Source organism: Streptomyces sp. NBC_00344, assembly GCF_036088315.1.
In the GTDB taxonomy this organism is placed as follows: domain Bacteria; phylum Actinomycetota; class Actinomycetes; order Streptomycetales; family Streptomycetaceae; genus Streptomyces.
On sequence record NZ_CP107996.1, the window covers coordinates 6,405,744 to 6,428,795 of the forward strand.

The 23,052-nt window shown below is 68.1% G+C and carries 24 protein-coding genes and 2 pseudogenes; 13 read left to right on the top strand and 13 right to left on the bottom strand.

All coding sequences use genetic code 11. The features are described from left to right. Positions 1–21: 21 nt before the first annotated feature. The 3 genes and pseudogenes from OHS16_RS29070 to OHS16_RS29080 form a co-directional block, all read left to right on the top strand. Positions 22–282 (top strand): type B 50S ribosomal protein L31, encoded by a 261-nt coding sequence (locus OHS16_RS29070; RefSeq protein WP_328540214.1) that lies wholly within the window; start codon positions 22–24, stop codon positions 280–282. Between the two features lie 348 nt (positions 283–630). Further along, positions 631–3,039 carry a beta-L-arabinofuranosidase domain-containing protein gene (locus OHS16_RS29075; RefSeq protein ID WP_328541028.1) on the top strand — a complete coding sequence of 803 codons (2,409 nt, stop codon included), beginning with the start codon at positions 631–633 and terminating at the stop codon, positions 3,037–3,039. A gap of 433 nt (positions 3,040–3,472) precedes the next feature. After that, positions 3,473–3,880, top strand: a pseudogene (locus OHS16_RS29080) (hypothetical protein); the annotation flags it as partial. A gap of 207 nt (positions 3,881–4,087) precedes the next feature. On the opposite strand, the gene OHS16_RS29085 reads toward OHS16_RS29080, so the two are convergent. The 6 genes from OHS16_RS29085 to OHS16_RS29110 form a co-directional block, all read right to left on the bottom strand. Beyond that, positions 4,088–5,320, bottom strand: coding sequence for a carbohydrate-binding protein (locus OHS16_RS29085; protein WP_328540215.1), 1,233 nt, complete (start codon positions 5,318–5,320; stop codon positions 4,088–4,090). Positions 5,321–5,652: 332 nt separating this feature from the next. Further along, entirely contained in the window at positions 5,653–6,735 is a 1,083-nt protein-coding gene (locus tag OHS16_RS29090) for a phosphatidylinositol-specific phospholipase C domain-containing protein (RefSeq protein ID WP_328540216.1), read from the bottom strand. A gap of 124 nt (positions 6,736–6,859) precedes the next feature. Then, positions 6,860–7,351: a hypothetical protein gene (locus OHS16_RS29095; RefSeq protein WP_328540217.1), complete on the bottom strand. Its 492-nt coding sequence runs from the start codon at positions 7,349–7,351 to the stop codon at positions 6,860–6,862. Positions 7,352–7,529: 178 nt separating this feature from the next. Further along, complete coding sequence (locus OHS16_RS29100; protein WP_328540218.1) at positions 7,530–7,856, bottom strand: hypothetical protein; 327 nt, start codon at positions 7,854–7,856, stop codon at positions 7,530–7,532. Between the two features lie 138 nt (positions 7,857–7,994). Continuing rightward, positions 7,995–9,035, bottom strand: a complete 1,041-nt coding sequence (locus OHS16_RS29105) for a glutathione S-transferase family protein (RefSeq protein WP_328540219.1) — start codon at positions 9,033–9,035, stop codon at positions 7,995–7,997. Between the two features lie 143 nt (positions 9,036–9,178). After that, positions 9,179–9,811: a TetR/AcrR family transcriptional regulator gene (locus tag OHS16_RS29110; protein ID WP_328540220.1), complete on the bottom strand. Its 633-nt coding sequence runs from the start codon at positions 9,809–9,811 to the stop codon at positions 9,179–9,181. A gap of 84 nt (positions 9,812–9,895) precedes the next feature. Here OHS16_RS29110 and OHS16_RS29115 point away from each other — a divergent pair, with 84 nt between their 5' ends. The 5 genes and pseudogenes from OHS16_RS29115 (at position 9,896) to OHS16_RS29135 (ending at position 14,516) form a co-directional block, all read left to right on the top strand. Beyond that, positions 9,896–10,606 carry an NAD(P)-dependent oxidoreductase gene (locus tag OHS16_RS29115; protein WP_328540221.1) on the top strand — a complete coding sequence of 237 codons (711 nt, stop codon included), beginning with the start codon at positions 9,896–9,898 and terminating at the stop codon, positions 10,604–10,606. Between the two features lie 78 nt (positions 10,607–10,684). Further along, positions 10,685–11,694: pseudogene (locus tag OHS16_RS29120) on the top strand (phosphotransferase family protein). Between the two features lie 151 nt (positions 11,695–11,845). Beyond that, the gene (locus OHS16_RS29125) at positions 11,846–12,949 is read left to right on the top strand and encodes an LLM class flavin-dependent oxidoreductase (protein ID WP_328540222.1); all 1,104 of its coding nucleotides are present in this window, start codon (positions 11,846–11,848) and stop codon (positions 12,947–12,949) included. Continuing rightward, the gene (locus OHS16_RS29130) at positions 12,946–13,572 is read left to right on the top strand and encodes an FMN reductase (protein WP_328540223.1); all 627 of its coding nucleotides are present in this window, start codon (positions 12,946–12,948) and stop codon (positions 13,570–13,572) included. The genes OHS16_RS29125 and OHS16_RS29130 overlap by 4 nt, the downstream gene beginning before the upstream one ends. A gap of 59 nt (positions 13,573–13,631) precedes the next feature. Next, positions 13,632–14,516 (top strand): LLM class F420-dependent oxidoreductase, encoded by an 885-nt coding sequence (locus OHS16_RS29135; RefSeq protein WP_328540224.1) that lies wholly within the window; start codon positions 13,632–13,634, stop codon positions 14,514–14,516. A gap of 37 nt (positions 14,517–14,553) precedes the next feature. Here OHS16_RS29135 and OHS16_RS29140 read toward each other — a convergent pair whose 3' ends face one another. Then, entirely contained in the window at positions 14,554–15,096 is a 543-nt protein-coding gene (locus OHS16_RS29140; protein WP_328540225.1) for a DUF4232 domain-containing protein, read from the bottom strand. 171 nt (positions 15,097–15,267) lie between these two features. Here OHS16_RS29140 and OHS16_RS29145 point away from each other — a divergent pair, with 171 nt between their 5' ends. The 3 genes from OHS16_RS29145 (at position 15,268) to OHS16_RS29155 (ending at position 17,377) form a co-directional block, all read left to right on the top strand. Further along, positions 15,268–15,738 (top strand): DUF5954 family protein, encoded by a 471-nt coding sequence (locus OHS16_RS29145; protein ID WP_328540226.1) that lies wholly within the window; start codon positions 15,268–15,270, stop codon positions 15,736–15,738. A gap of 66 nt (positions 15,739–15,804) precedes the next feature. Further along, a complete protein-coding gene (locus tag OHS16_RS29150) occupies positions 15,805–16,530 on the top strand; it encodes a ribonuclease H family protein (RefSeq protein WP_328540227.1) in 726 nt (241 codons plus the stop codon). 418 nt (positions 16,531–16,948) lie between these two features. Further along, positions 16,949–17,377, top strand: a complete 429-nt coding sequence (locus OHS16_RS29155) for a subtilase-type protease inhibitor (RefSeq protein WP_328540228.1) — start codon at positions 16,949–16,951, stop codon at positions 17,375–17,377. A 256-nt stretch (positions 17,378–17,633) separates the two neighbouring features. Here the strand turns inward: OHS16_RS29155 and OHS16_RS29160 are convergent, their stop codons facing one another. Beyond that, on the bottom strand, positions 17,634–18,479 hold the full coding sequence (locus OHS16_RS29160; protein WP_328540229.1) for a hypothetical protein: 846 nt from the start codon (positions 18,477–18,479) through the stop codon (positions 17,634–17,636). A 184-nt stretch (positions 18,480–18,663) separates the two neighbouring features. Beyond that, complete coding sequence (locus OHS16_RS29165; RefSeq protein ID WP_328540230.1) at positions 18,664–18,909, bottom strand: DUF6213 family protein; 246 nt, start codon at positions 18,907–18,909, stop codon at positions 18,664–18,666. Positions 18,910–19,036: 127 nt separating this feature from the next. Between OHS16_RS29165 and OHS16_RS29170 the strand changes: the two genes are divergently transcribed. Then, positions 19,037–19,249, top strand: coding sequence for a hypothetical protein (locus tag OHS16_RS29170; protein WP_328540231.1), 213 nt, complete (start codon positions 19,037–19,039; stop codon positions 19,247–19,249). A 28-nt stretch (positions 19,250–19,277) separates the two neighbouring features. Here the strand turns inward: OHS16_RS29170 and OHS16_RS29175 are convergent, their stop codons facing one another. Then, positions 19,278–20,063, bottom strand: coding sequence for an SAM-dependent methyltransferase (locus OHS16_RS29175; protein ID WP_328540232.1), 786 nt, complete (start codon positions 20,061–20,063; stop codon positions 19,278–19,280). A gap of 249 nt (positions 20,064–20,312) precedes the next feature. On the opposite strand from OHS16_RS29175, the gene OHS16_RS29180 reads away from it, so the two are divergent. After that, positions 20,313–21,095 carry an alpha/beta fold hydrolase gene (locus tag OHS16_RS29180; protein ID WP_328540233.1) on the top strand — a complete coding sequence of 261 codons (783 nt, stop codon included), beginning with the start codon at positions 20,313–20,315 and terminating at the stop codon, positions 21,093–21,095. Between the two features lie 18 nt (positions 21,096–21,113). On the opposite strand, the gene OHS16_RS29185 is transcribed toward OHS16_RS29180, so the two are convergent. The 3 genes from OHS16_RS29185 to OHS16_RS29195 form a co-directional block, all read right to left on the bottom strand. Then, positions 21,114–21,530 carry a MarR family winged helix-turn-helix transcriptional regulator gene (locus OHS16_RS29185; protein WP_328540234.1) on the bottom strand — a complete coding sequence of 139 codons (417 nt, stop codon included), beginning with the start codon at positions 21,528–21,530 and terminating at the stop codon, positions 21,114–21,116. Positions 21,531–21,620: 90 nt separating this feature from the next. Then, the gene (locus OHS16_RS29190; protein ID WP_328540235.1) at positions 21,621–22,253 is read right to left on the bottom strand and encodes an SGNH/GDSL hydrolase family protein; all 633 of its coding nucleotides are present in this window, start codon (positions 22,251–22,253) and stop codon (positions 21,621–21,623) included. Positions 22,254–22,305: 52 nt separating this feature from the next. Further along, on the bottom strand, positions 22,306–22,920 hold the full coding sequence (locus OHS16_RS29195; protein WP_328540236.1) for a TetR/AcrR family transcriptional regulator: 615 nt from the start codon (positions 22,918–22,920) through the stop codon (positions 22,306–22,308). Between the last annotated feature and the right edge of the window lie 132 nt (positions 22,921–23,052).

Here is a 23,052-nt window from a genome sequence, read left to right on the forward strand (position 1 = left end):
AACCCAGGAAGGAAGCCCCCCATGAAGTCCGGTATCCATCCCGTCTCGCGTCCCGTCGTCTTCCGTGACCGCGCCGCGGGGTCCGCATTCCTGTCGCACTCGACCGCTGATTCCGGTCGGTTCCTCACATGGGAGGACGGCAGGGTCTACCCCGTCATCGACGTGGAGGTCTCATCGGAGAGCCACCCGTACTACACCGGAGCCGCCATGGTGCTCGACTCCGCAGGGCGGGTGGAGCGTTTCGAGCGCCGCTACGGCAGTGTCGCCCGCACCCCTCGCTGAGCGCGGTAGCGGCCCGGGAGGTGCCGCAGCTCACATCGGAAACATGGTCTGAGCTGGAACATCCCGGCGTAGTTCATCGTTCATCCATATGTAGGCGCGGAGAGGACCGAGTCCCGGCCCGTCATCGGAGCAGACCGCTCTCCGCACCGCCGCAAGACCGCCCCGGCTGGCCTCCCCCGACCAGCCGGGGCTCTTCTTTTCCCTGTCACCCTCTCCCTGTCGCGCCGGCCGGCCGGCCGCGGCGGTGGTTTTGTCATGCACCTGGACAGGTCGCCGACGTCATGCTGTCATGCCAACTGCCGCTCTTTACAACGTTATACAGACGACAGCGTGGACAGGAGCACCCTCATGTCGCTCAACCGGCGCCGCTTCCTGCAGTCCGGAGCACTCACTCTCTCCGCCGTGGCCCTCAGTGGCCGTCTTCCCGCCGTGGCCTCGGCCGCTCCCCTCGATGCCGATGCCCTCCGCCGCTCCCTGGCCCCCGACGCGTTCCGCAGGCTGGCCCCCGGCAGCGTCACCCCCAGGGGCTGGCTCGCCGGACAACTGCGCCTCCAGCTCGACGGGCTGTGCGGGCGCTATGAGGAGCGCTCCCACTTCCTCGACTTCGATGCCACCGGCTGGGTCCATCCGGAGCTGGAGGGCTGGGAGGAGGTGCCGTACTGGCTGCGCGGCTACGTGCCGCTCGCTGTCGCCACCGGCGACAAGGCCGCACTCGCCAACGCCCGCAAATGGATCGACGCTGTACTCGCCACCCAGCAGTCCGACGGCTTCTTCGGGCCGACCAGGCTGCGCACCTCTCTCAACGCCGGGCCGGACTTCTGGCCCTTCCTGCCACTGCTGATGGCCCTGCGGACCTACGAGGAGTACGCGAACGACGCTCGTATCGTCCCGTTCATCACCCGTTTCATGAAGTTCATGCACGCCCAGGCGGCCGGTGTCTTCCGGACGAGCTGGATCTCCTACCGCATCGGTGACGCACTGGACATCGCGCTCTGGCTGCACGGCCGCACCGGTGATGACTTCCTGCTGGACCTCGCCGCCACGATGTACAACCAGGGTGCCGACTGGGCGGGGGGCACTCCCAGCCCGCACAACGTCAACATCGCCCAGGGATTCCGCGAGCCGGCACAGTACGCTCAGGTCACAGGCGACACCGCGCTCACCGATGCCACCTACCGCGGCTACGGCAACGTGCTCGGTACCTATGGACAGTTCCCCGGTGGAGGCATCGCCGGGGACGAGAACTACCGGCCGGGTTTCGGCGATCCACGACAGGGGTTCGAAACCTGCGGCGTCGTGGAATTCATGGCCAGCCACGAACTGCTGACCAGGATCACCGGCGATCCCGTATGGGCCGACCGGTGCGAGGATCTCGCGTTCAACATGCTGCCGGCCTCCCTGGACCCGCAGGGCAAGGGAGTCCACTACATCACCAGTGCGAACAGCATCGACCTCGACAACAACAGGAAGACACAAGGCCAGTTCCAGAACGGCTTCGCGATGCAGTCCTTCCAGCCCGGAGTGGACCAGTACCGCTGCTGCCCGCACAACTACGGCATGGGCTGGCCGTATTTCAACGAGGAACTCTGGCTGGCCACTCCCGATCAGGGCCTCGCGGCGGCGATGTACGCCCCGAACTCGGTGCGCGCGAAGGTGGCTGGAGGCACCACGGTGACGATCACCGAGGACACCGACTACCCCTTCGGTGAGACGGTCAGCCTCACTCTTTCCACGCCGAGCGATGTGGCCTTCCCGCTGCACCTGCGGATCCCCGGCTGGTGCAGCGGCCCCGAACTCAAGGTCAACGGCGCAGCGGTGGCGGCGGCGGACGGACCGGCGTTCGCGAAGGTGGACAGGACCTGGCGCAACGGCGATGTGGTCACGCTGCGGCTGCCGCAGCGGACGGCGCTGCGCACCTGGCCGGTCGGCCACGGCGCCGTAAGTGTCGACCACGGGCCGCTCACCTACTCGCTGAAGATCGGTGAGAAGTACGTGCGCTACGCGGGCACCGATGCGTTTCCCGAGTACGAGGTGCATGCCACCACACCGTGGAACTACGGCCTCACACCAGGCGGCCCGCTGACCTTCACCCGGGCCGACGGACCTCTGGTGGGTGATCCCTTCACCCAGGAGAACGGGCCGGTGCGGATCACCGCCCAGGCCCGGCGTATCGCCGAGTGGATCTCCGACAACGAGCATGTCGTCACGCCGCTCCAGCAGGGCCCCGCCCGCAGCAGTGCGCCGGTGGAGACGATCACGCTGATTCCCATGGGAGCCGCTCGCCTTCGGATCACGGCCTTCCCGACGGCCGCGCCCGACGGCAAGGCCTGGGTCCCCGAGCCGGTCTACCGGCGCATCCTCAACAAGAACAGCAACAAGGTGCTGGCGGTCGACGGTATGTCGACCGCCAACAGTGCCAGGGTCGTGCAGTACGACAACGTGGGCAGCGGCGACCATGCCTGGCAGCTCATCGACAAGGGCGCCGGCTGGTATCTGATCAGGAACGGTCAGAGCGGCAAGGTGCTCGGAGTGGACGGAATGTCGACCGCCGACAGTGCGATCGTCGTTCAGTACGAGGACAACGGCACGGCCGATCATCTGTGGACTCTGGTCGACAACGGTGACGGCTGGTTCCGGGTCCGCAACAAGAACAGCGGCAAGGTGCTGGGCGTGGACCGCATGTCGACGGCCAACAGCGCCCAGGTGGTGCAGTTCGCCGACAGCGGTACCGCGGACCACCTCTGGAAGCTTCTCTGATCGCACGGTCCCGGCGCATCCGGCGGGGACCCTCCATGCGAAGGGTGCGGCAGCCGGACGGCTGCCGCACCCTTCGCATGGAGGGCGAAAGAATTTCGGCCATGGAGAGCGGTGCATATGCCAGAGATATGGCCAGAATTCTATGGTGACTTTGTGGCGTCAGAGAAGATACTCGTTGACTGGGACGGTTGAATTTTGTTCGATTGGCTCTTGATCGATAAACGAAAAACATTCACTGCCTAAAGGCTGTCCCGTAATCCGTGGTGGATCAGCGCGCTGTGTCGGATGCGGTGCACCGCATGGCGGAGGAGGGTCCTCACGCTCGGCGTATGCGGGCGGTCCGGCCACGCGGCAAGGTGCCGAAGCCGGAGTCGAGCGCCTGCCGGGGATTACGGGAGAGCCCGTAGCGGCAAACTGCCCAGGGGGTGTGGCTGTGCACGACGAATTCCTGTGCCATGTCACCGCGTACGGAGTCTGCGGTGGCCGACGCGTCGGCGTTCCGCTGGGGACCTATCGCGCACCCTCGCTTCCGCTGGCCCTGTGGTGGTTGAGGGACCGCGCGACATGGATCTCGGAGCGGCTGGATCCCACTCCCGACAATGAACGTTTCCCGCCGCAGGCGCTCTTCGAGATGGGGCTGGACGCACCGGACGTGCCCGGTGCCTTCCGTGCCTGGCGGGATGACGCCGTACATCAGCAGAAGTCGGCGGAAGCGCTGGCGGCAGGTGAGCTTCTGCGATTCGCCGTCCATGACGACACCACGGAATACGAGCTCCTCGCGGAGTCGGTCGATGCATTGCGAATGCAGCGGGCGATTCCCGTACTCACACCGTCCGCTGCGGAATCGGAACCGGAGCTCAGAGGTTCGATGGTGGCATCTGCAAAGGGAATGGAGGGCAGTGTGTTCCGGCGCGCTGAATTCGAGGGACTCCCTTCGGGGGCCGCGCTGCTGGCGACGCTGCAGAGTTCCACTGTGGTGTTCAGCTCTGCGGCAGGATAGCGGCGTCGCCGCGGGTCCTGCCGCAGAAGCCGGTTCGGCCGCGGTGCGTCAGCAGGCTCCCTTGTCCTGCCAGACGCCCCACTCGCCGGTGGTGCCGGGCTCTTCGTTCTGCGTCCACCACTTGGCCTGCCAGGTGTGGCCGTTGTGCGAGACCGTGTTGCCCTGGGTGTAGACGGCCGATCCGGTCCAGGCGGCCGCGGTGCAGGAGCCGCCCGGTGTCGGAGAGGTCGAGACCGGTGGTGTGGTCGGGGGCGTCGTGGGCGGTGTGGCGCCGGCGAACGTCACCGAGTACTTCGCGAATTCCCACGCCGACTGCGGCACACTGCTGCAGGTGCCGGAGGTGGTGCCGTTGTCCGGCGGGCTGCACTGCCGGTCGCGGTTGAGCGACCAGAAGGTGAAGCGGTCCATGTGGTGGCTCGTCGCGAAGTCGAGGACGGTCTGGAAGTCGGTCTGACGGAAGTATTCTCCGGTGTCGCTGCGGCCGTTCATCCCGGAGAAGCCCTCATGGGCATAGGCGGTTTCCGCGTTCCATCCGAAGGTCGTCTGGAGGATGGAGTTGAAGTTCGTCAGAGCGCTCGTCTGGGCGGAAGCGCCGCTGAATCCGCCGTCGAATGGCATGATCGAGAAGTTGTTGGGTGTGAAGCCCTGCGTCTTGGCCTCGTTCAGCATCTGCTTGCCGAACCAGCCGGTCCCGTCGGCCGTGCCCGCGGTGGTCACCGACACGTACAGCCCCGGATTGTTCTGCTGAAGAATCTTGGCCGCACCGATCTCATGGGCGACCGCGGCAGTGTTCTCGTACTCCGGCTCCTCGAGGTCGAAGTCAATGGCCTTCAGCTGGTACTTGGTGATGACCTGCTGGTAGGCGGCCGCTGTGGCCGCCGCGTCGGAGCAGGCCTGGCCCAGCTTGGTGCCTCCGTAGCCGCCGATCGAGACGGAGACGTCTCCGCCCTTCGCGCGTATCGCGCTGATGACGGATGCCACCGCGGTGTCGGAGGAGACTGCTGAGGTTCCACCCCAAGTGGGGCTGCAACCGCCGCCGTTGGGGGCCAGGATGAAGGCGAGCTGGAAGGCCTTGAGGCCGGTGGCGTCCATGATGTCGGCGGCGTTCGGGGGGTTGTTGTCCGTCGGCATCAGATAGGGCGCCGCCGCGTACCAGCGATTGCTGAGGGCGGTGGCGCTCTCGGTCGCACCGGAGGCCTGGCCGGTGGTGAGTGCGGCCAGACCTGCGGCGGCCAGCGTGGCGCTTGCCACGCCGCAGAACAGAGCACGAAGGCGCTTCATAGGGCGGACTCCTGAGTGGGGAGGGGCCGCCAGAATCGGGTGCTGCCGAGTGCACGTCAACTACTTGGACTAGACCATTGCTCATTCTTGGGGATTGCGGCCCCATCCGCCGGGTCGGACACGGAGCGGACGCAGGTAGTCGCCCCTCTGTACGGATGCGCCTGGTGTGCTGACGCGTCAGATGAAGTGCGGCGGCGCGCTCCTGCCCGGCGCTGCCCTCCGTTGGGGCCGCGCAACCGCCGCTGCGCAGTCCGTCGTCCCGCCGGGCTCACGCTCGGCGGGACGGAGCGGGGCGGGCCCCCGGGTGGCGGCTTCCCTTCAGAGCCCCGTGCTCAGCCGCGGGGCAGCGTCGTTGACTGCACCCCCTTCAGGGTGGTCCAGTCATTGGAGGCGATGCTGGCGTGTGCGGAGGCCAGTTGGGCCAGACGCGCCCGCGCGTCGGCCTCGGGCGGGTTCTTGTCGTCGAGCGCCGGTGCGACGTTCTGGGCGTCGGTCATCACCAGCAGGTAGTGATGGCTGTCGTACCAGGAGGTGTCGACCGTGCCGTTGAGGTAGGTGGCGGCGTCACCGTCGAAGAAGACGAACCAGGGTCGGACCGTCGTGTCCGCGTACCTCGAACGCGGGTCGCCTGCTTGGGCGTTGTGGACGGCGGGGAAGATCTGGGCCTGTCCGGTCCTGCCCGCGGTGTGCAGATCGCGCAGATAGCCCGCGTACTCACGGTCGGTCCACAGTGAATCGAGGGGGTTGCTCTCCTCGACCGTGCCAGGAATGATCTCCAGGATCACCTTCCCCGCGAGCTGTGAGCGGGTCGGCCAGTTTCCTGCGGTGGCCGCCTCGTCCAGCGAGGCGTACTGGCCCCCGTCCGGCTTCGCCAGCAGATCGGCAGGACGGAAGACGGTGGAGCCGAGGTGTGCGGCGACCGCCTGGTCCAACTGGGCGGGGCCCATACCCAGGTTGGACTGGAAGCCCGCCTTCATCTCCAGTTTGAGCACGAGCGGCGCGTGCCCCGGGTGGGCCGCCAGCCACACCCGGACATCGTCCAGGCAGCTCTCGAGATCCTTGTTGGCGCCGCCCGTGTAGAGCTGGCCGGCGGAGGAGGCGTTGACGCAGTTGTTGCTGTTGCCCAGCGGATTGGAGTGGCTGACCTTCCACTCCTTGGTGATCACGTCGTCCCACACGTCGAGTTCGATCATCGAAGTGCCGGTGTCCAGAGCCTGCGCGAGATAGGAGAAGGCGGCAGGGTCATAGGTGTTGTGCAGCCCCGAGGAAGTGCCCCGGGACAGCGGGAGCGCGTCAGTGCCGGCCGCCGCGGCGCCGGTGCCGCCGGACGCGCCGAGCACCAGGCAGGCAGCGGCCGCGCCGAGCAGTGCGGTGCGCAGGGGAAGGGGGATGGTTCTGAACCGTTGACCTGACACATGTCCTCCTGTGGGGGATGGCTCTCCGTCAGGACCGTGACAGTCGCGGGTGAATCGACGGAGACATGTCAAGCAACACAAACTGGAATCCCTTTGTCACCCCCTTGAACAAGCCGAACCGCGGTTACTCCGCCGGCAGCCGTTCACCGCACCGGCTGCAGAAGGCCGCGCCGGATTCCTGAGCGAGGCGGCCGCAGTTGGGGCAGACCAGGTTCAGCAGGCATGCCGCCTCACCGCCCTCGCGCTCCCCGGGGGCCGAAGCGATCGTCAGGCCGGTTCGGCGCCGGTGCACGGTGAGATACACCAGTCCATCGGATCCCGCGGACAGTGCTCGCCGCGTGCCGTGCGGCAGCCAGGCGATCCCGCCCGGAACGAGCTGCTGCCCGGCGGCGCCGGTCTGCAGCACCCCCTGCCCCGCGAGCACACACAGCAGTACATCCAGGTCGGGTTCGACATGCCCTGCCACCTCGGAGTCAGGTGCCAGGCGAATCACGTTGCCGTCCAGTTGGCGGCCCGGTTCGGCGAGCCGCCACAGCGCCCCGCGCTGTTCGGCGGACGCGTCCCGGATGAGACCTGCCGTATCGGCGATGACTCCTGGGGCGTAGGTCGAGGACAACGCATGCTCCCGCTGTGGTCGTTCGGCTGACGCGGAAATGCTACGCCCGACGGCCGTGACGGACCTGATCGTGGCACGACGGCGGCCGGGAGCGCTGTGACCGTACGGCCGGTTCAGTGCCGCTCCGGTACCGCCGCGTGATCCTCCCGGCCGGTGCTTGTGGACCTGTGACGCGCGCTCAGCCGCCGACGCCCAGCCGCCGGTGCGCATCCGTCGGTTCGTCCAGCTGATGGGTGGTGTCCTGGTGCAGCAGGCCGATCAGACGGTCGGCCTCGGCCCGGGTCAGATGGAGGAGCAGGGCGTCCTCGGGGCGTGCGGGTCCGGGCGGGGCGACGACCAGTCGTGCGGTGCTGGCTCCGGCCGAGTCCGTGGTGAAGGAAGGAGGGAAGGCCAGGCGCCAGTTGATGAACGCATCCCTGAGCCGGCCATGGGGAGAGCCGAGGTCGCGCGCGACCCAGCCCGTCGTCACCTGAGCGAGATGATCCAGTCTCTGTGAGTGTGTCACCGCTCAATAGTGGCCTCCCGTTTCGCCGTGCGCCCGCCGGCAACGCCCGCAGGGTGAAGGGCATCGGCCGTACGGACGCGGCCGGGCGCCCTGCCCGCCCGGCCGGGCAGGTCGCGTGGGGGCGGCCGTCGGGTGGGGTCAGTTAGGCGCAGCGGTCCCGGCCGGGGCGACCCTCTCGGCCGATGGCACGGGTCCGGGCGGTGTGCCGTCGCCGAACGGACGGCCGCCCAGCTCCTCGCGGTGGTGCGGGGCCAGCCAGCCCGAGGTATCCGGGCCGAGCGGCACGATTCGCGTCGGGTTGATGCCGGAGTGCACCTGGTAGTAGTGCCGCTTGATGTGGTCGAAGTCGACCGTGTCGCCGAACCCCGGTGTCTGGTAGAGGTCCCTGCTGTACGCCCAAAGAACCGGGTCCTCGGACAGTTTCGACCGGTTGCACTTGAAGTGTCCGTGGTAGACGGCGTCGAACCGCACCAGGGTGGTGAACAGCCGGATGTCCGCTTCGGTGATGGTGTCGCCCACGAGGTAGCGGCGGTCCTTCAGCCGTTCCGACACCAGATCGAGGCGCCGGAAGACATCTCGGTAGGCGTCCTCGTACTCGCTCTGCTCCGCGGCGAAGCCCGCCCGGTACACCCCGTTGTTGACGTCGCGGTAGATCCCCTCCATGACCTCGTCGATCTCGCCGCGCAGCGCCTCCGGATACAGGTCGGGCGCTCCGGGCCGGTGAAACGCCGTCCATTCGGTGGCGAGGTCGAGGGTGATCTGCTGGAAGTCGTTGGTGACCAGCTTTCCGCTGGGCACATCGACGATCGCGGGAACGCTGACTCCACCGGGGTAGCCCGTTTCCCGGGCGTCGTACGCCTCGCCGAGGAACCTGATGCCGAGCACCGGATCCCTGCCGTCCGGGTCCAGGGTGAAGCGCCAGCTGCGATCGTCCTGGATGGGGTCGGCGACGGCGAGCGAGAGTGCGTCCTCAAGACCGAGAAGACGCCGGGAGACCAGTGCGCGGCTGGCCCACGGGCAGGCCCGGCTGGCCACCAGCCGGTAGCGGCCGGCCTCGGCCGGCCAGCCGTGCCTTCCGTCCGCGGTGATGCGGTCCGCGAAATGACTCCTGGACCGCTTGAACGGCTTCTGTCCGTACCCTTCGTTGCCGTCCTTGCCGCTGCCGGTGGCCTGGTTCATCGCCTGCGCCTTCCGTTCGCTGAAGCCCCGCGTGGTGCTGTTACGTCTTCCACGTCTCTCCAGGCTGACACCGATCCGTCCGCAGCCACACTCGGCAGCCGGGCACGACCGCAGTGCCGCGGCCGGCTCCGGCGCCGGGCGGGTCAGCGGCGGGCGAACCCCGCCCCCGGCAGAGCGGGGGCGGCCGGCGAGCGGCGGCCGGAGGCGTGGCGGGTGCGGCTCTGCAGCGCCGCACGCAGCGGCGGGCCGAGGATTCTGTGCACATCGGCCACGGACAGGCGGGCGGTCGAGGGCAGTGGGTTGAGGTATCGGGTGAAGATGAGCCCACCGATCACGGTGACGGCCGCGACGGCCCGCTCTGTCGCGTCCTGGCCGCCCAGAAATTCAGCAAGCCGGCCGAGGACCTCGTGTTCGAGGTACTCCTGGAGCACCGTCATCACGCTGTCGTCCTGGAGCGAGAGCTGCTGGAACTCGGTGTCCTCCCAGAGGTCCGTGACGGCTCGCAGGATGCGGTCGGGCAGTTCGGAGAGGTCGCCGTCCAGAGCTGTGGTCAGGGCGAACGACTGGGCGCAATGCAGCTGAAGTACCTCTCCGAACAGGCCTTTCTTGGAACCGAAGTGGTAACTGATGAGCGCTGAGTCGACACCGGCCTCGGCGGCGACCGCCCGCAGTGTGGTGGCGCGGTATCCGTGCCTGAGGAACAGCCCACGGGCAGCCTGCGCGATGTGCGTCCTGGTGTCGGGCCTGCCACGCGGACGGCCCCGGCTTTTATTCATCAGCGTTGAAGGTCTCAGGGCGGTCCGGCAGCGTCAAGGCGTCGGGCCCCCGGATCCACCGGGGCGGATACAGGGAGAGAACGCATGCGCATCGTCATCTTCGGCGCCACCGGGCCGACCGGCCGCCGGCTCACGGAGCAGGCACTGGAAGCAGGCCATCGGGTCACCGCGGTGACCCGCCGTCCGGGGATCCTCCTGCAGGCCGAGGGCCTCACGGTGGCCTGCGCGGACGTCAACGACCGCGCGGCGGTCGAATCCGCTGTCGAGGGCAGCGACGCGGTTCTCTCGGCGCTGGGCGTCCCGCCGGGCCGCAAGCCGGTCACGGTCTACTCGGTGGGCACCGGGAACATCATCGAGGCCATGCGGCGGCAGGCGGTGAAGCGGCTGGTGGTGGTCAGCTCCAGCGTCATCGACCCCCACTGGCGTCCCAGCGGGGCCCGCTTCTTCAACCATGTGCTGGATCCGTACGTGAACAGGGTGATCGCGCGAACCGCGCACGACGACATGCGCCGGATGGAAGCGCTCGTCCGGGCCAGTGGCCTGAAGTGGACGATCGCCCGTGCGTCCGGCTTGTTCGACCATCCGACGATCACGGACTACCGGGTTTCCGAGAACAGCGGCGACGGTGTCTACACCGCACGTTCCGACCTCGCGTCGGGCATGGTGCGGCAGCTCGGTTCCGACCGGTACGTCGGCAAGGCGATGGGGGTGGTCACGACGGAGGCCAAGCCCGGCATCGCCAAGTTGATCTGGCGCGAGGCGATCACGAAGAAGCAGCTGCAGTCCCAGCGATGAGCGCGATTCCGGCCGCTGCCGTACGAGCATGGCGCAGGATGAGCCCCCCATTGCCTGCTGCTGATCGGAGAAGCGGAAATGAGCCGTCGAAACGGTGTGGATGCGGTGGTGGCGGCGCTCGCGGCCGCCGGGGTGGGTGAGGCGCAGACGGCCCGTCTGCTGCCGCTGACCGGAGGCACCTACAACACGGTCGTCCGCGCCACCCTCCATGACGGTCGCGAGTGGGTGGTGAAGATACCGCCGAAGCCCTCTGCCGGACTGAGCTACGAGCGGGGCCTGCTGAAGGGCGAGGTCACCTACTGCACGGCTGCGGCCGCGGTGGGGGAGCCGGCCGTACCCGGGGTCGTGCACAGCGAACTTCGCGCGAACGCGGTGCCGGGACCCCACGTGATCATGACCGCGCTGCGGGGGAGGCCCTGGCACGAGGCCGAGGCCGGGCTGTCGGACGAGGAGAGAAGCCGCCTCAGAGCGGAGCTCGGCCGCTTGGCGGGCCGCCTGCACACCGTCACGGGCCCCGGCTACGGCTATCCCGCCGAGCCCCTCCGGCCGCTGGCGGCGTCCTGGCGGCAGGCGTTCACCGCCATGACGGACGCACTGCTCGCCGATGCGGAGCGCTACGAGGCCCGGCTGCCTCGTCCGGTGGCCGAGATCCAGCGCATCTTCTCCGCCGCCGCGGATGTACTGGACGATGTCACCCGTCCCGCGCTCGTCCACTTCGACCTCTGGCAGGGGAATCTTCTGCTCGCGGGGGAGCCGGGGGGCGCACCCTCAGCGGTGTCGTCGACGGTGAGCGCATGTTCTGGGGTGACCCGGTCGCCGACTTCGCCTCCACGGCGCTCTTCGGGAACATCGAGGAGGACGAGGACTTCGTGGCCGGCTACGCGTCGACCGCCGGTCCGGTGGACTTCGATGCGTCCCTGCGGCAGCGGCTGGCGTTCTACCGGAGCTATCTCTACCTGATCATGCTCGTGGAGGTCGTTCCCCGGGAATACGCCCCGGAACGCCAGGAATGGACCTGGAGCCATGCGGGGCGGCAGCTTGTCCTCGCCCTGGAGGAACTCGAGTCGGGCGCAGCCACGGAGCGGTGACCGGCGGCAGGGCGAAGGGGACGGCCCACGGACACGGACCGGGCAGCAGCAGCGAGCCGGAAGCCGGAAGCCGGAAGCCGGAATACATCGAGGAGGTCCGCCGTTACAGAAAACAGTTAAAGATTCAACTAATATTGAGAGGTGAGTGGCAATGCAGTTCGGGATCTTCACCGTCGGTGACGTCACGACCGACCCGACCACGGGGAAGACGCCGTCCGAGCATGAGCGGATCAAGGCGATGGTCGCCATCGCTCTGAAGGCAGAAGAGGTGGGCCTGGACGTATTCGCGACCGGTGAGCACCACAATCCGCCGTTCGTGCCCTCCTCACCGACCACGATGCTCGGCCATATCGCGGCGCGCACCGAGAACATCATCCTCTCCACCTCCACCACTCTCATCACGACGAATGACCCGGTGAAGATCGCCGAGGACTACGCCATGCTGCAGCATCTGGCCGACGGACGCGTCGACCTGATGATGGGGCGCGGCAACACAGGGCCGGTCTACCCGTGGTTCGGCCAGGACATCAGGCAGGGCATTCCGCTCGCCGTGGAGAACTACGCGCTACTGCACGAACTGTGGCGCAACGACGTGGTCGACTGGGAAGGCACGTTCCGCACACCGCTGCAGAGCTTCACCGCGACGCCCCGCCCGCTGGACGGTGTACCGCCCTTCGTCTGGCACGGCTCGATCCGCAGCCCGGAGATCGCCGAACAGGCCGCCTACTACGGCGACGGCTTCTTCGCGAACAACATCTTCTGGCCGAAGGACCACTTCAAGCGGCTGATCACTTTCTACCGTGAGCGCTTCGCCTTCTACGGGCACGGAACACCGCAGCAGGCGACGGTCGGGCTCGGCGGCCAGGTGTTCATGCGGAAGAACTCGCAGGACGCGGTACGGGAGTTCCGGCCGTACTTCGACAACGCGCCGGTGTACGGACACGGGCCGTCGCTGGAGGAGTTCACCGAGGAGACACCGCTGACCGTGGGCAGTCCGCAGGAGGTCATCGAGAAGACGCTGGCCTTCCGGGACTCCTTCGGCGACTACCAGCGACAGCTCTTCCTGATGGACCATGCGGGGCTGCCCCTGAAGACGGTGCTCGAACAGCTCGACATCCTCGGCAGCGAGGTCGTCCCGGTGCTGCGCAAGGAGTTCGCGAAGGGACGCCCCGCGGAGGTCCCGGACGGGCCGACCCACCGGGCGCTCGTCGCGGCCAGGGATGAGGAGAGGAAGCTCAAGGAGGTGACGGCATGACGACGCTGAAGCTCGTGGTCGTCTCGGCAGGACTCAGCCGGCCCTCGTCGACCAGGCTGCTGGCCGACCGGCTGGCACGGGCCACCGGGGAGCAGCTCAAGGACGTGGACACCGAGGTGCGGGTCATCGAGCTGCGTGACCTGGCGACCGCGATCGCCGACCACATGGTGACCGGGTTCCCCGGCGCCGGCCTGCGCGACGCGCTGGACGCGGTGGCAGGGGCGGACGGACTGATCGCGGTCACACCGGTCTTCACCGCCTCCTACAGCGGCCTGTTCAAATCGTTCTTCGATCTGCTCGACAACACCGCGCTCACCGGAAAACCCGTGCTCGTGGGGGCGACGGGCGGCACCGCCCGCCATTCGCTGGTGCTGGACCACGCGCTGCGTCCGCTGTTCGCCTTTCTCCGGGCGAGGGTCGTGCCGACGGCCGTCTACGCGGCATCGGAGGACTGGGGTTCGGAAGGCGATGGCCACACCGAACATCTGCCGGGCCGGATCGACCTCGCCGGCCAGGAGATGGCCGCTGAGATGACCGGCCGCCCGGCAGTCGGACGTACCAGCGACACCTACGACGACATGGTGCCGTTCGCGGAGCAACTGGCCGCCCTGCGCACCGGCTGACCCGACCCATATGGCGGCCGGCCGGAATAAGCATCGGTCCAACGGCGGTTCAGTGCCGCATGACCTCCGACAAGCAGGCGCGTTTCGGTGACATCGGTATCTGGAGCGTAGCTCTGCGCCCCACTGGCCCCGATCGTCGCAGGGAAGTTGCAGAGGCCGTGGCCGAGCTCGACGAACTCGGCTACGGCACGATCTGGATCGGCGGGAGCCCTTCCGTCGGCCAGGCGAAGGAGATCGTCGAAGCCACCCGGCGCATCACCGTCGCGACCGGCATCCTCAGCATCTGGCAGCACACGGCCGAGGACGTGGCGGAACAGGTGAGGGAGGTCGAGAAGAACAGTCCGGGCCGCTTCGTGCTGGGGCTCGGCGTCAGTCACGATGTGATGACTCCGCAGTACGCCCGCCCCTACTCGGAGATGGTGGCCTATCTCGACGCACTGGATGCTGCCCCCGAACCTGTTCCGGCGTCACGCAGGCTGCTCGCCGCGCTCGGTCCGAAGATGCTGGAACTGTCGGCCCGCCGCTCCGTCGGCGCCCATCCGTATCTGGTCACGGCCGAGCACACGGCGCAGGCACGCTCAGCACTCGGACCTGACGCGCTGCTCGCGCCGGAGCTCAAGGTGGTTCTCGACACGGACCTCGAAAGGGCGCGCACCCTCGCGCGTGGCATGCTCGGCACCTATCTGCGCCTTCCCAACTACATCGGCAACCTGGAGCGGCTGGGCTTCACCGAGGACGACTTCACCGGCGGCGGAAGCGACCGGCTGCTGGACGTACTGTTCGCGCTCGGCGACCTGGACACGGTTCGCGCCCGCGTGGCGGAATACCATGCGGCGGGCGCGGACCATGTGGCGTTGCAGGTGCTGTCGGGTGACCGGCACCGTGATCTGCCGCGGGCGCAGTGGCGTGACCTGGCATCGGCGTTCTCCCTCGGCCGGCCGTAGGGCGCCTCGCCCCCGACGTGGTCACGGCGGGCGCACGTCAGCCGATGTGCGGCACGCTGTCCGAAAGTGCGGTGACCTGCAGTACCCCGTTGTCCACCGAGCGCTCGAAGGAGACCGTCCGGTGCGTGGTCGCACCGGGCGGGGTGACTTCCAGATAGCTCGACCTGGCCGGGTGGGCGCCGGTCTGGGTCCACACCAGATCGGCCCACGCGCTGTCGCCGCTCTGCAGCTGGACCGTGTGCTTCCCGGGGTTCCGCGCGAAGTAGGTGGAGCCCCACTCGGCGTCGGTGCTCAGGGACCGGTGACCGGTTCCCTCGAGGCCGAGGCCGGGATAGCCGTACAGGACACAGGTGTCTGTGCCCGTGTTCCGGAACCGCAGGAACTGGCCTGCGTGACTCATCCCGCTCTGGCTGCCCGCCTCTCCGCCGGAGGACAGCGAGACCTCCAGATGGCCGGTGGTGCAACGGGAATTCGCGGCGGCGCTGTCGCCGGTGCCGTCCGCCGCGACTGCGGCGGACGTACCCAGAGCGGCGACAAGTGCGACAGCGCTGGCGGTGATTGCGGTCTTGGTGCGGCGCATGATCCGTCCTCTCCCGACCGCGAGTCCGATCCTCCGCGGTCTTGACCGGTTCTTCTGGGCTTCTCACCGGTCCCCGGTGAATCAATGTCACCGAATTGCAACAAGGCCGACGGCGGGGGACACCAGCCGGAACCCTTATGGCGACACGATCAGGGGCATGATGATGACCTCATGAGCGATCACGACGAGACGGCGGGCAGTCAGAGCGCCTTCGAAGAGGAAGCGCGCCAGGTGCTCGCGGCGGGCGCACGCGAGGAGAAGCTGCGCCGCAGGTATCCCATCGAGCCGAGGTCTTTCGAACGCACCCGGATGGGCCCTTACACCGCGTATGCCGCGATGGTGCTGGAAGGAAGCGGCTGGCGGCAGATGTTCCCGGCCCAGCCCAGCGAGGACGAGGCCCGCCTCGACCTGGCGGCGGTACTGCGTGACACCACCGCGCATCCGCACGTGGGCGCCGGCCGCTACGCACAGGCGGCCGACGCGGTCGAGAACGGGGCTGACCAGGTCATCCTCGGCGAGTGCGTCTACCGCATCGTCCGTGTCGAGCAGACCGTGATCATGACCGAGTACGGCCCCGAACCGCCGCAGGCCACCGACCGTCCCTTCCCGGAGGAGTTCGACGACCGGGAGTCCGAGCACTGACGGTCCCCGGCGTGAGGGGCACGGTGGCTGCCGGAGGCGCGGCGAGCGGAGATCCGGGGTGCTGGCATGATTCTGGGCATGGCTGAACGCGTAATCGCCGCATGTGACGGGGCGTCCAAGGGAAATCCGGGACCGGCAGGCTGGGCCTGGGTCATCGCCGACGGTACGGAGACACCCGTCCGCTGGGCGGCCGGCCCGCTCGGCACGGCGACCAACAACGTCGCCGAACTCACCGCCCTGGAAAGGCTGCTGGCCGATGTCGAGCCGGATGTACCGATGGAGATCCGGATGGACTCCCAGTACGCGATGAAGGCCGTCACCACCTGGCTGCCCGGCTGGAAGCGCAAGGGCTGGAAGACGAGTGCGGGCAAGCCGGTCGCCAACCAGGAACTCGTGATGCGGATCGACGCGCTTCTCACCGGCCGTTCCGTCGAGTTCCGGTATGTGCCCGCGCACCAGGTCAACGGCGACCCGCTCAACGACTTCGCCGACCGGGCGGCCAGCCGGGCGGCCGTCGCGCAGGAGGCCGCGGGCAGCGAGCACGGCTCTCCGCAGCCGCCGCCCTCGCCCGATACGGTGCGCTCCGGCGGCGCGGTACGCCGCACGTCCGGTGCGGCGGGGAAAGCCGGGGGCTCGCCGTCGCGGCAGCGTGCTTCGGCTCGGACGCTGAGTGCCAAGTTCCCGGGACGCTGCCGCTGTGGGCGCTCCTATGCGGCGGGCGAGAAGATCGCCAAGAACGCCGAGGGCTGGGGGCACCCGGAGTGCCGCACGGCCGAGAGCGACGCCGGATAGCGCATCCCGGCAGCCGACCGGAGAGGAGCGAAGGGGCCGGCAAGCGGCATGCCCGGCGTGGTCCTCGGTCGCGGACCTGTGGGCACCCGATGGGACCGACCGGTCGGTCCCCGGGTACGCCTGTCTGTTTCTAGCCGAAAGGGCGCTCTTGAAGAAGTAACCATTGGAGCGTCACCGCAGGTCAGCAAGCAGTTGACGATGAGACCAACGACCATTTGTCCATATGCTGGACAGTGGAACATGCTGCTTCCCGGCATCCTGAGCTGCCCGAACGACCATTCGGTCGCATGGAAACGATCGTCTGCGTCCGGAAATCGATCGGGCATGTGCAATCACTCTCCGCGCAAGCAAGACTCCTGTCCGCAATCACGGCCGAACCAGGGTCCTGAACCAAGGCCCGGAGAACAGGAGAGTCGAAATGCCTCACAGCCTGAAGATGATCGGCGCGGCGGCCCTGGCCGCGGCGGCATGTGTGACCGCCGCCGCCGGCACCGTGCACGCCGAGCCGACGAGCATGTACGCCCCCTCCGCGCTGGTGCTGACCATCGGCCCCGGGGGCCAGGCGGCGGGCACCGTCGTTCGCGCTGTCACCCTGAGCTGTGCACCTCAGGCACAGGGCACCCATCCAGCCGCCAAGGCTGCCTGCGATGAGCTCAGAGCCGTGCAGGGCGATCCGGCCCTGCTGGTCACCGCACCCACCGGCGGAGTCTGTACCCAGGTGTGGGCACCGGTGACGGTGTCCGCCGATGGCGTCTGGCAGGGGCACCGGATCAGCTGGCAGGCCACGTACGGCAACACCTGCCGGCTGAACGCCGCCCTCTCCGAAAGTGTGGTCTTCAACTTCTGACCCGCTGCTAGCGGTTTGGCGGGCATGTCCGGCGCCGGACATGCCCGCTTCGGCGTGTCTCTAGGACGCCCGCCGTCCGAACCCATCGTCAGGGGTACCGAAGCGTGCTCACTCACTGATACGGCGGAGCGTCAGTTGCCGTTTCGGCGTCTCCTGTTGGGGATTCCCGTGGGCTGGCGGCCTGCGGTGTGCCGGCGGGTCAGGGAAGGCGGCTCCGGCAAGGCGCTCCCCGGCAGGGTGGGTGTCCGGAGGGGGCTCAGGAGCTGGTCGTCGCGGCTGCCGAGTACGAGTAGACCGTGGTCGAGACCACGCACGCACCCGGCTGGACGACCTCCGCGCGCAGCGTGCCGGACCCGGGATCGTAGTCGACGCCTTCGGCTTCGAAGGTGCCGGAGCAGATGCTGCGCCGGGGGAGCTGCAGCAGTGTGGTGACCCGGCCGGTGACCGTCGTGCCGTCCATGGCATGGGGGAGGTCGACCTGCAGCAGATCCTTCTCGGAGTCGTCCGACACACACACCAGGCGCGTGGCGGAGACGAAGTCGCAGGCCTGAATGTCGCTGACCGTACGGTCCAGAGTGATCTGGCCGCTCTGGGCCAGAGTGCCACCGGTGCGCGGGGTGGCCGGATTGAGGAGCGGAGTCGGGAAGACCTGCAGACGGTTCTGTTGGCCCCATTCTCCGGAGACCATCCACTGGGCGTCGGGGGAGACGGCGGCGAACGAGTTGTTGAGTTCCTCGCCCGGATCGAGCGTATGCACGTATTCGTAGCGCCGGCCGTCCTGCGTGGTGACGGCGTACATCTTGGACGTCGCGCCGTCGCCCCCCTGGTAGGCGTCGAAGGTGGCGCCCTGCGCGATATCGGGATCGCCGATGTGATTCCAGCCCTTGATGCGCAGGGCGAGAGGGATCGAGGCGAGGCCGCGGTAGAGCAGGGACCCGTTCGTGCGGCTCGCCAGCCCCTCCCCGCCGGTGAGTGACCCGGTCGAGGAAGAGGCGGACTCTGTCCAACTGCCCGGAGAGGCGGACGCGGGCGGGACGACCGCGGCGGAGAGGGCGATGGCACCGGCCAGAACAGCAGCGCAGCGGAGCGGCTTGAGAGTCACTGATCCTCCGTCAGATCGGCATCAGGCCAGATCGTAGAACGGATACCGGTGGACCACTACCCTGCACGGGGTCACGTTCTGGGTCTGCCCGGCGCAGCCGTGTCCGTGTGCCGTGCCGCGGAACCGCCCCGCCGCCGTTTCCCCGCCGGTGGACGCGGCTGCCGGAGGTGAGGAACCGGAGAATTCACTCGTCCTCCTCATCCTTCTTGGTGGTGTGGGCGATGCATTCGACATCGATCTGGTCGGCGAGTTTGGCCAGTTCGATGGTCAGAGCGGCCACCGTCTCCTCGTCGGCGTTCGAGGATTCCTCGCGCACCGCCTGGAGCCATCCGGCGCCCAGCGTCCTGAGCATATGGCTCACGTCCGCGGCGGCGACATGCAGTACGCCGTGCTCATCAGGGACCAGGGCAAGCATCACGTCACGGTTCAAAGCTCTCCGCCTCCAGGTGTCTTCGCCAGGCGACTCTAATGACATCGTGTGCTCCGACAGGGGACATGAGAGGAAGACAGGCGGTGGATCTTTTCCGTTGACCCCTCTCCCCGCATAATCTGTTCTTATGCCCTTCAATCCCGTCGAGTCCGGCTCCGTGCGGCCGTCCGCCGTGTGGAACGAGGCGGTTCGCGAGTTCGTCAGGACCCGGCGCGGAGCGCCGCTCACTGCCCATGAGCGGGTCGAGTACCAGCGGCTGTGCGCGGGTTACACCCGGGCCGTACGCGACGAAGCCAGTGCCGGGCCGCCCCCGTGCGCAACCCCCGGAGGCGGGCTCTGAGAGCGCTGCGCCGAGCTGCCGGCCGGGCCTATGGGACGCGGGCCACGGCGGCGTAGATGCCGCTTCCCTCCGGCTCGGGGGGCGTGGTGTCCCGGTACCATTCGGGCGCTGTGACCAGTCCGGGCTCGGTGAGATCGAGGCCGTCGAAGAAGCGCCCGACCTCGGTACGGTTACGGAATCCCAGCGTGATGCCGCCCTTCGCGTATTCGTCGGTGACCATCTGTGCCAGCTCCGCGTAGAGGTCGGAGGCGGCGTGGGACATCACCAGGCAACTTCCGGAGGGCAGCGCGTCCACCAGGGTGCGGACGATGCCGTACGGGTCCTGGTCGTCAGGGACGAAGTGCATCAGCGCGATGAGCGAGAGGGCGATGGGGCGGTCGAAGTCCAGGAACTTCCGGGCGTGGTCGAGGATCGCTCCGGGGTCACGCACATCCGCCTGGATGTAGTCGGTGGCGCCCTCGGGGCGGCTGACCAGCAGCGCCTCGGCGTGTCGCAGGACGATGGGATCGTTGTCGGTGTACACGATTCGGGCGGTGGGCGCGATGTCCTGCACGATCTGGTGCAGATTGGGCCGGGTCGGGATGCCCGTGCCGATGTCGAGGAACTGGTCCACACCCGTACCCGCCAGCCAGGCTGCCGCGCGCCGCATGAACTGACGGTTCTGGCGTGCGGCGTCCTTTGCCTCGGGCGGCAGCTTCTCCCCGACCTCCTGATCGACCGGGTAGTTGTCCTTGCCGCCCAGCAGCCAGTCGTAGACCCGTGCGGGATGAGGCCTGCTGGTGTCTATCCGGGGTTGGGATGTACCTGCCGTCACGAGGAACTCCGTTGGTGCATGCGGGTGGACAAGAGGAGCCGGGTGCTCTCCGGGGCGCCGGCAAGCGCCCCTGCCTGCGCAGTCTGCCACAGCAACTCAGCTGCGATCGAGCTGCGTTGGTGTCGGAATCGGTGCTCTCAGCGTCCTGGGCGATCCCATCACACCGTTCGTGCGCGGCGGTTCGCGGGAGCCGCAGGAGCGGATACATCTAAGGTTGCGTATATAAGCATCCTTACTTACAGTGGGGTGATGACCACAGCAACCAGCACCCGGACCGTTTCGATCGATCCGGGCTTCTCGATCACCGTCGACGAAGCGGGGGTCGGGCGCCCCGTTCTGATCCTGCACGGCGGAGGCGGACCGGCCACGGTCGCCGCTCTGTCGGCGTACCTCTCCAGGTCCTCGCATACGATCACGCCGACCCACCCCGGCTGGAACGGCACCGCGGTATCCGACCGGGCCGGCAGCATCGCGGACCTGGCGACGCTCTACCTGCTCTACCTCCGGGATCGGGGGCTGCGCGATGTGCTCGTCGTCGGCTCCTCCATCGGTGGCTGGATCGGCGTCGAGATGGCTCTCGGTGACCACGCTGGTCTCATCACCGGGCTGGTACTGATCGACGCCGTCGGTGTTGATGTGGAGGGCGAGCCCATCCGGGACGTCTTCGCCCTCGACGCACGCGGGGTGGTCACGTACTCCTTCCATGAACCGGAGCGGTTCTTCGTCGACCCGGCCATCGTCCCGGCGGACCGGATGGCCCTTCAGCGGGCCAACGTGGCATCGCTTCGCGCTGTGGCAGGCGATCCCTACATGCACGACCCGGACCTGCTGCGGCGCCTGCCACGGATCGAGCTGCCGGTGCTACTGGTCTGGGGGGAGAGTGACCGCATCGTCACTCCCGCTTACGGGAGGGCGTACGCGGACGCCTTCCGCGACGCACGCTTCGAAATCGTCGCGGAGGCAGGCCACTTGCCGCATCTGGAACAGCCGGACGCGGTGTTCGCGCTGATAGGCACCTACGCCGGGAGGTGACGTCTGTGGCGTCGCCTGCTACTCCGCTTCGCCGCCGACGCGCAGCAGCAGGTCCATCAGCGTCGTGCGCTCTGCTTCGGACAGCGGGGCGAACGACGTCGCCAGGACGTCGTCCGCGATGAGATGTCCTGCCGCGAGGACTTCAGCACCGTGTGCGGTGAGGTGGTGCTCGATGCGGCGCCCGACTCCGGGGCGCCGCTCCACGAGCCCTTGAGCGGAAAGGCGACTGGCCAGGGTCCCGAACGCCTGGTCGCTCTGGAAGGTCGCCATCGCCAGGTCGTGGGCCGATGCGCCGGGTGTACGACCGACCGCACGCAGCGCATCCCACTGGGCGAGTGTGGTCCCCACGGTGGAGAGCCGCGTATCGAGCGCACGGTGGTGACGGTACTGAGCCTGCTTGACGGCTCTCCCCAGTGTCTGCAGGTCGGTGCTCATTTCCTGACCGTAACAGCCTTTCTAAGCTTGTGTATATCAAGGTGCTGAGACGCTACCGGCCCCCAGGCCACCCCGCTCGCGCGCGCCGGATCAGCCGAGACCGACGAGCTCCGTCCAGGCCCTGGCGATGACTTCGTCTCCCACGGGCGTGGGATGCACGCCGTCGGGAGTCAGTTGTTCCGCTCCGCCGACGGCCCGTACGGCCTGGCTGAGCAGTCCGTCGGCGGCCAGCAGGGACGCGTCGAATTCCGCCGCGAGACGGCGAACTGCCATGATCCGCGGATCGAGATCCTCGCGCCATTCCCACTGCTCGGGTGAGACGGGCAGGAGGAAGGGTTCGATGAGGATGATGTCCGCCCCGAGTTCGTCCCTCACGCGGGAAAGGATGTGGCGGTAGTCCTTCTCGTACGCCTCGACCGGGGTCGGGTCTCCCGCGTCATAGCGCCGCCAGGTGTCGTTGATCCCCACCATGATGGACACCAGGTCCGGCTTCAGTGCGATCGTGTCCTCCTGCCATCGTGCACGCAGATCGGTGACACGGTTGCCGCTGACTCCTCTGTTGAGGATCGTCAGCCCGCTGCCCGGGTGAGCGGCTTCGAGTGCGTCCGCGCACCGCCGCACGTAACCGTTGCCGAGACCTTCGTGGTCGGACACGCGATCGGAGTCGGTGATGCTGTCGCCCTGGAAGAGAATGGTTGCCTGAGCGGCGAGCTGGATCGTCATCGGGACTCCTCGGACCGGTGAGCAGGACAGGTGGGCGAACGGTATTGGCCCGTTACCTGTCTGCAGCCCTTCCCCGGGAAGTGTCCGCCGAACGCGGCTCGCCCTGACGGGCCCGCGCGGAGAGCAGGTCGAGTACGCCGTCGACGGCCCGGCCGAACGGCTCGGCCGAACCTGCCGCCCGGGCCAGGACATAGCCGCCCTGGAGCACTGCGACAACGGTGGCCGCGGTGGCGGCCGGATCGAGTGCCGTGTCGAATTCGCCGTGTTCGCGGCCCTCGGTCAGCACGTCGGCGATCCGGGCGGTCAGCCAGGTGAAAGTGTCGTCCACCGGCCTGCGCAGCTGGGCGTCGGCCATCACGTCCGGGTCCTGTGTGAGCCGGCCGACCGGGCAGCCCTTCAGGACATCGCGCTCACGGCGCAGGTAGGCGGTGATCCGTTCCACCGCGGTGCCGGGGGATGAGAACTGCGCATCGGCTTTGGTGCGCATGTCATCCGCAGTGCGGTTGATCGCGGCGAGCGCGAGATCGGGTTTGCCGCCGAAGTGGTGGTACATGCTGCCCTGCCCGGCGCCGGCCCGCTGCTGGATGGCCTTGGGGCTGGTGCCGATGTAGCCGCGTTCCCACAGCAGCTCACGGGTGCTTTCGATGAGGCGTTCCGGCGTACTCATCTCCACACTGTACCTACTGGTCGGTACAGCATGTGGGCAGGTGGCGCGCGATCTGCGGGCCCGCGCGGCCGGCCGTCTGCGCGGGACGCCCGTAAGCGGCCGTTTCTGTCACAGATCGGTCATGTGTGATGC

Excerpts from the sequence above, each read along its gene's own strand:
- OHS16_RS29150 (WP_328540227.1), top strand. The coding sequence starts at position 15,805 with ATGATTCTGGGCATGGCTGAACGCGTAATCGCCGCATGTGACGGGGCG.
- OHS16_RS29140 (WP_328540225.1), bottom strand. The coding sequence starts at position 15,096 with ATGCGCCGCACCAAGACCGCAATCACCGCCAGCGCTGTCGCACTTGTC.
- OHS16_RS29135 (WP_328540224.1), top strand. The coding sequence starts at position 13,632 with ATGACCTCCGACAAGCAGGCGCGTTTCGGTGACATCGGTATCTGGAGC.
- OHS16_RS29155 (WP_328540228.1), top strand. The coding sequence starts at position 16,949 with ATGCCTCACAGCCTGAAGATGATCGGCGCGGCGGCCCTGGCCGCGGCG.
- OHS16_RS29085 (WP_328540215.1), bottom strand. The coding sequence starts at position 5,320 with ATGAAGCGCCTTCGTGCTCTGTTCTGCGGCGTGGCAAGCGCCACGCTG.
- OHS16_RS29130 (WP_328540223.1), top strand. The coding sequence starts at position 12,946 with ATGACGACGCTGAAGCTCGTGGTCGTCTCGGCAGGACTCAGCCGGCCC.
- OHS16_RS29075 (WP_328541028.1), top strand. The coding sequence starts at position 631 with ATGTCGCTCAACCGGCGCCGCTTCCTGCAGTCCGGAGCACTCACTCTC.
- OHS16_RS29145 (WP_328540226.1), top strand. The coding sequence starts at position 15,268 with ATGAGCGATCACGACGAGACGGCGGGCAGTCAGAGCGCCTTCGAAGAG.
- OHS16_RS29170 (WP_328540231.1), top strand. The coding sequence starts at position 19,037 with ATGCCCTTCAATCCCGTCGAGTCCGGCTCCGTGCGGCCGTCCGCCGTG.
- OHS16_RS29185 (WP_328540234.1), bottom strand. The coding sequence starts at position 21,530 with ATGAGCACCGACCTGCAGACACTGGGGAGAGCCGTCAAGCAGGCTCAG.
- OHS16_RS29125 (WP_328540222.1), top strand. The coding sequence starts at position 11,846 with ATGCAGTTCGGGATCTTCACCGTCGGTGACGTCACGACCGACCCGACC.
- OHS16_RS29070 (WP_328540214.1), top strand. The coding sequence starts at position 22 with ATGAAGTCCGGTATCCATCCCGTCTCGCGTCCCGTCGTCTTCCGTGAC.
- OHS16_RS29110 (WP_328540220.1), bottom strand. The coding sequence starts at position 9,811 with ATGAATAAAAGCCGGGGCCGTCCGCGTGGCAGGCCCGACACCAGGACG.
- OHS16_RS29195 (WP_328540236.1), bottom strand. The coding sequence starts at position 22,920 with ATGAGTACGCCGGAACGCCTCATCGAAAGCACCCGTGAGCTGCTGTGG.
- OHS16_RS29105 (WP_328540219.1), bottom strand. The coding sequence starts at position 9,035 with ATGAACCAGGCCACCGGCAGCGGCAAGGACGGCAACGAAGGGTACGGA.
- OHS16_RS29115 (WP_328540221.1), top strand. The coding sequence starts at position 9,896 with ATGCGCATCGTCATCTTCGGCGCCACCGGGCCGACCGGCCGCCGGCTC.
- OHS16_RS29180 (WP_328540233.1), top strand. The coding sequence starts at position 20,313 with ATGACCACAGCAACCAGCACCCGGACCGTTTCGATCGATCCGGGCTTC.
- OHS16_RS29190 (WP_328540235.1), bottom strand. The coding sequence starts at position 22,253 with ATGACGATCCAGCTCGCCGCTCAGGCAACCATTCTCTTCCAGGGCGAC.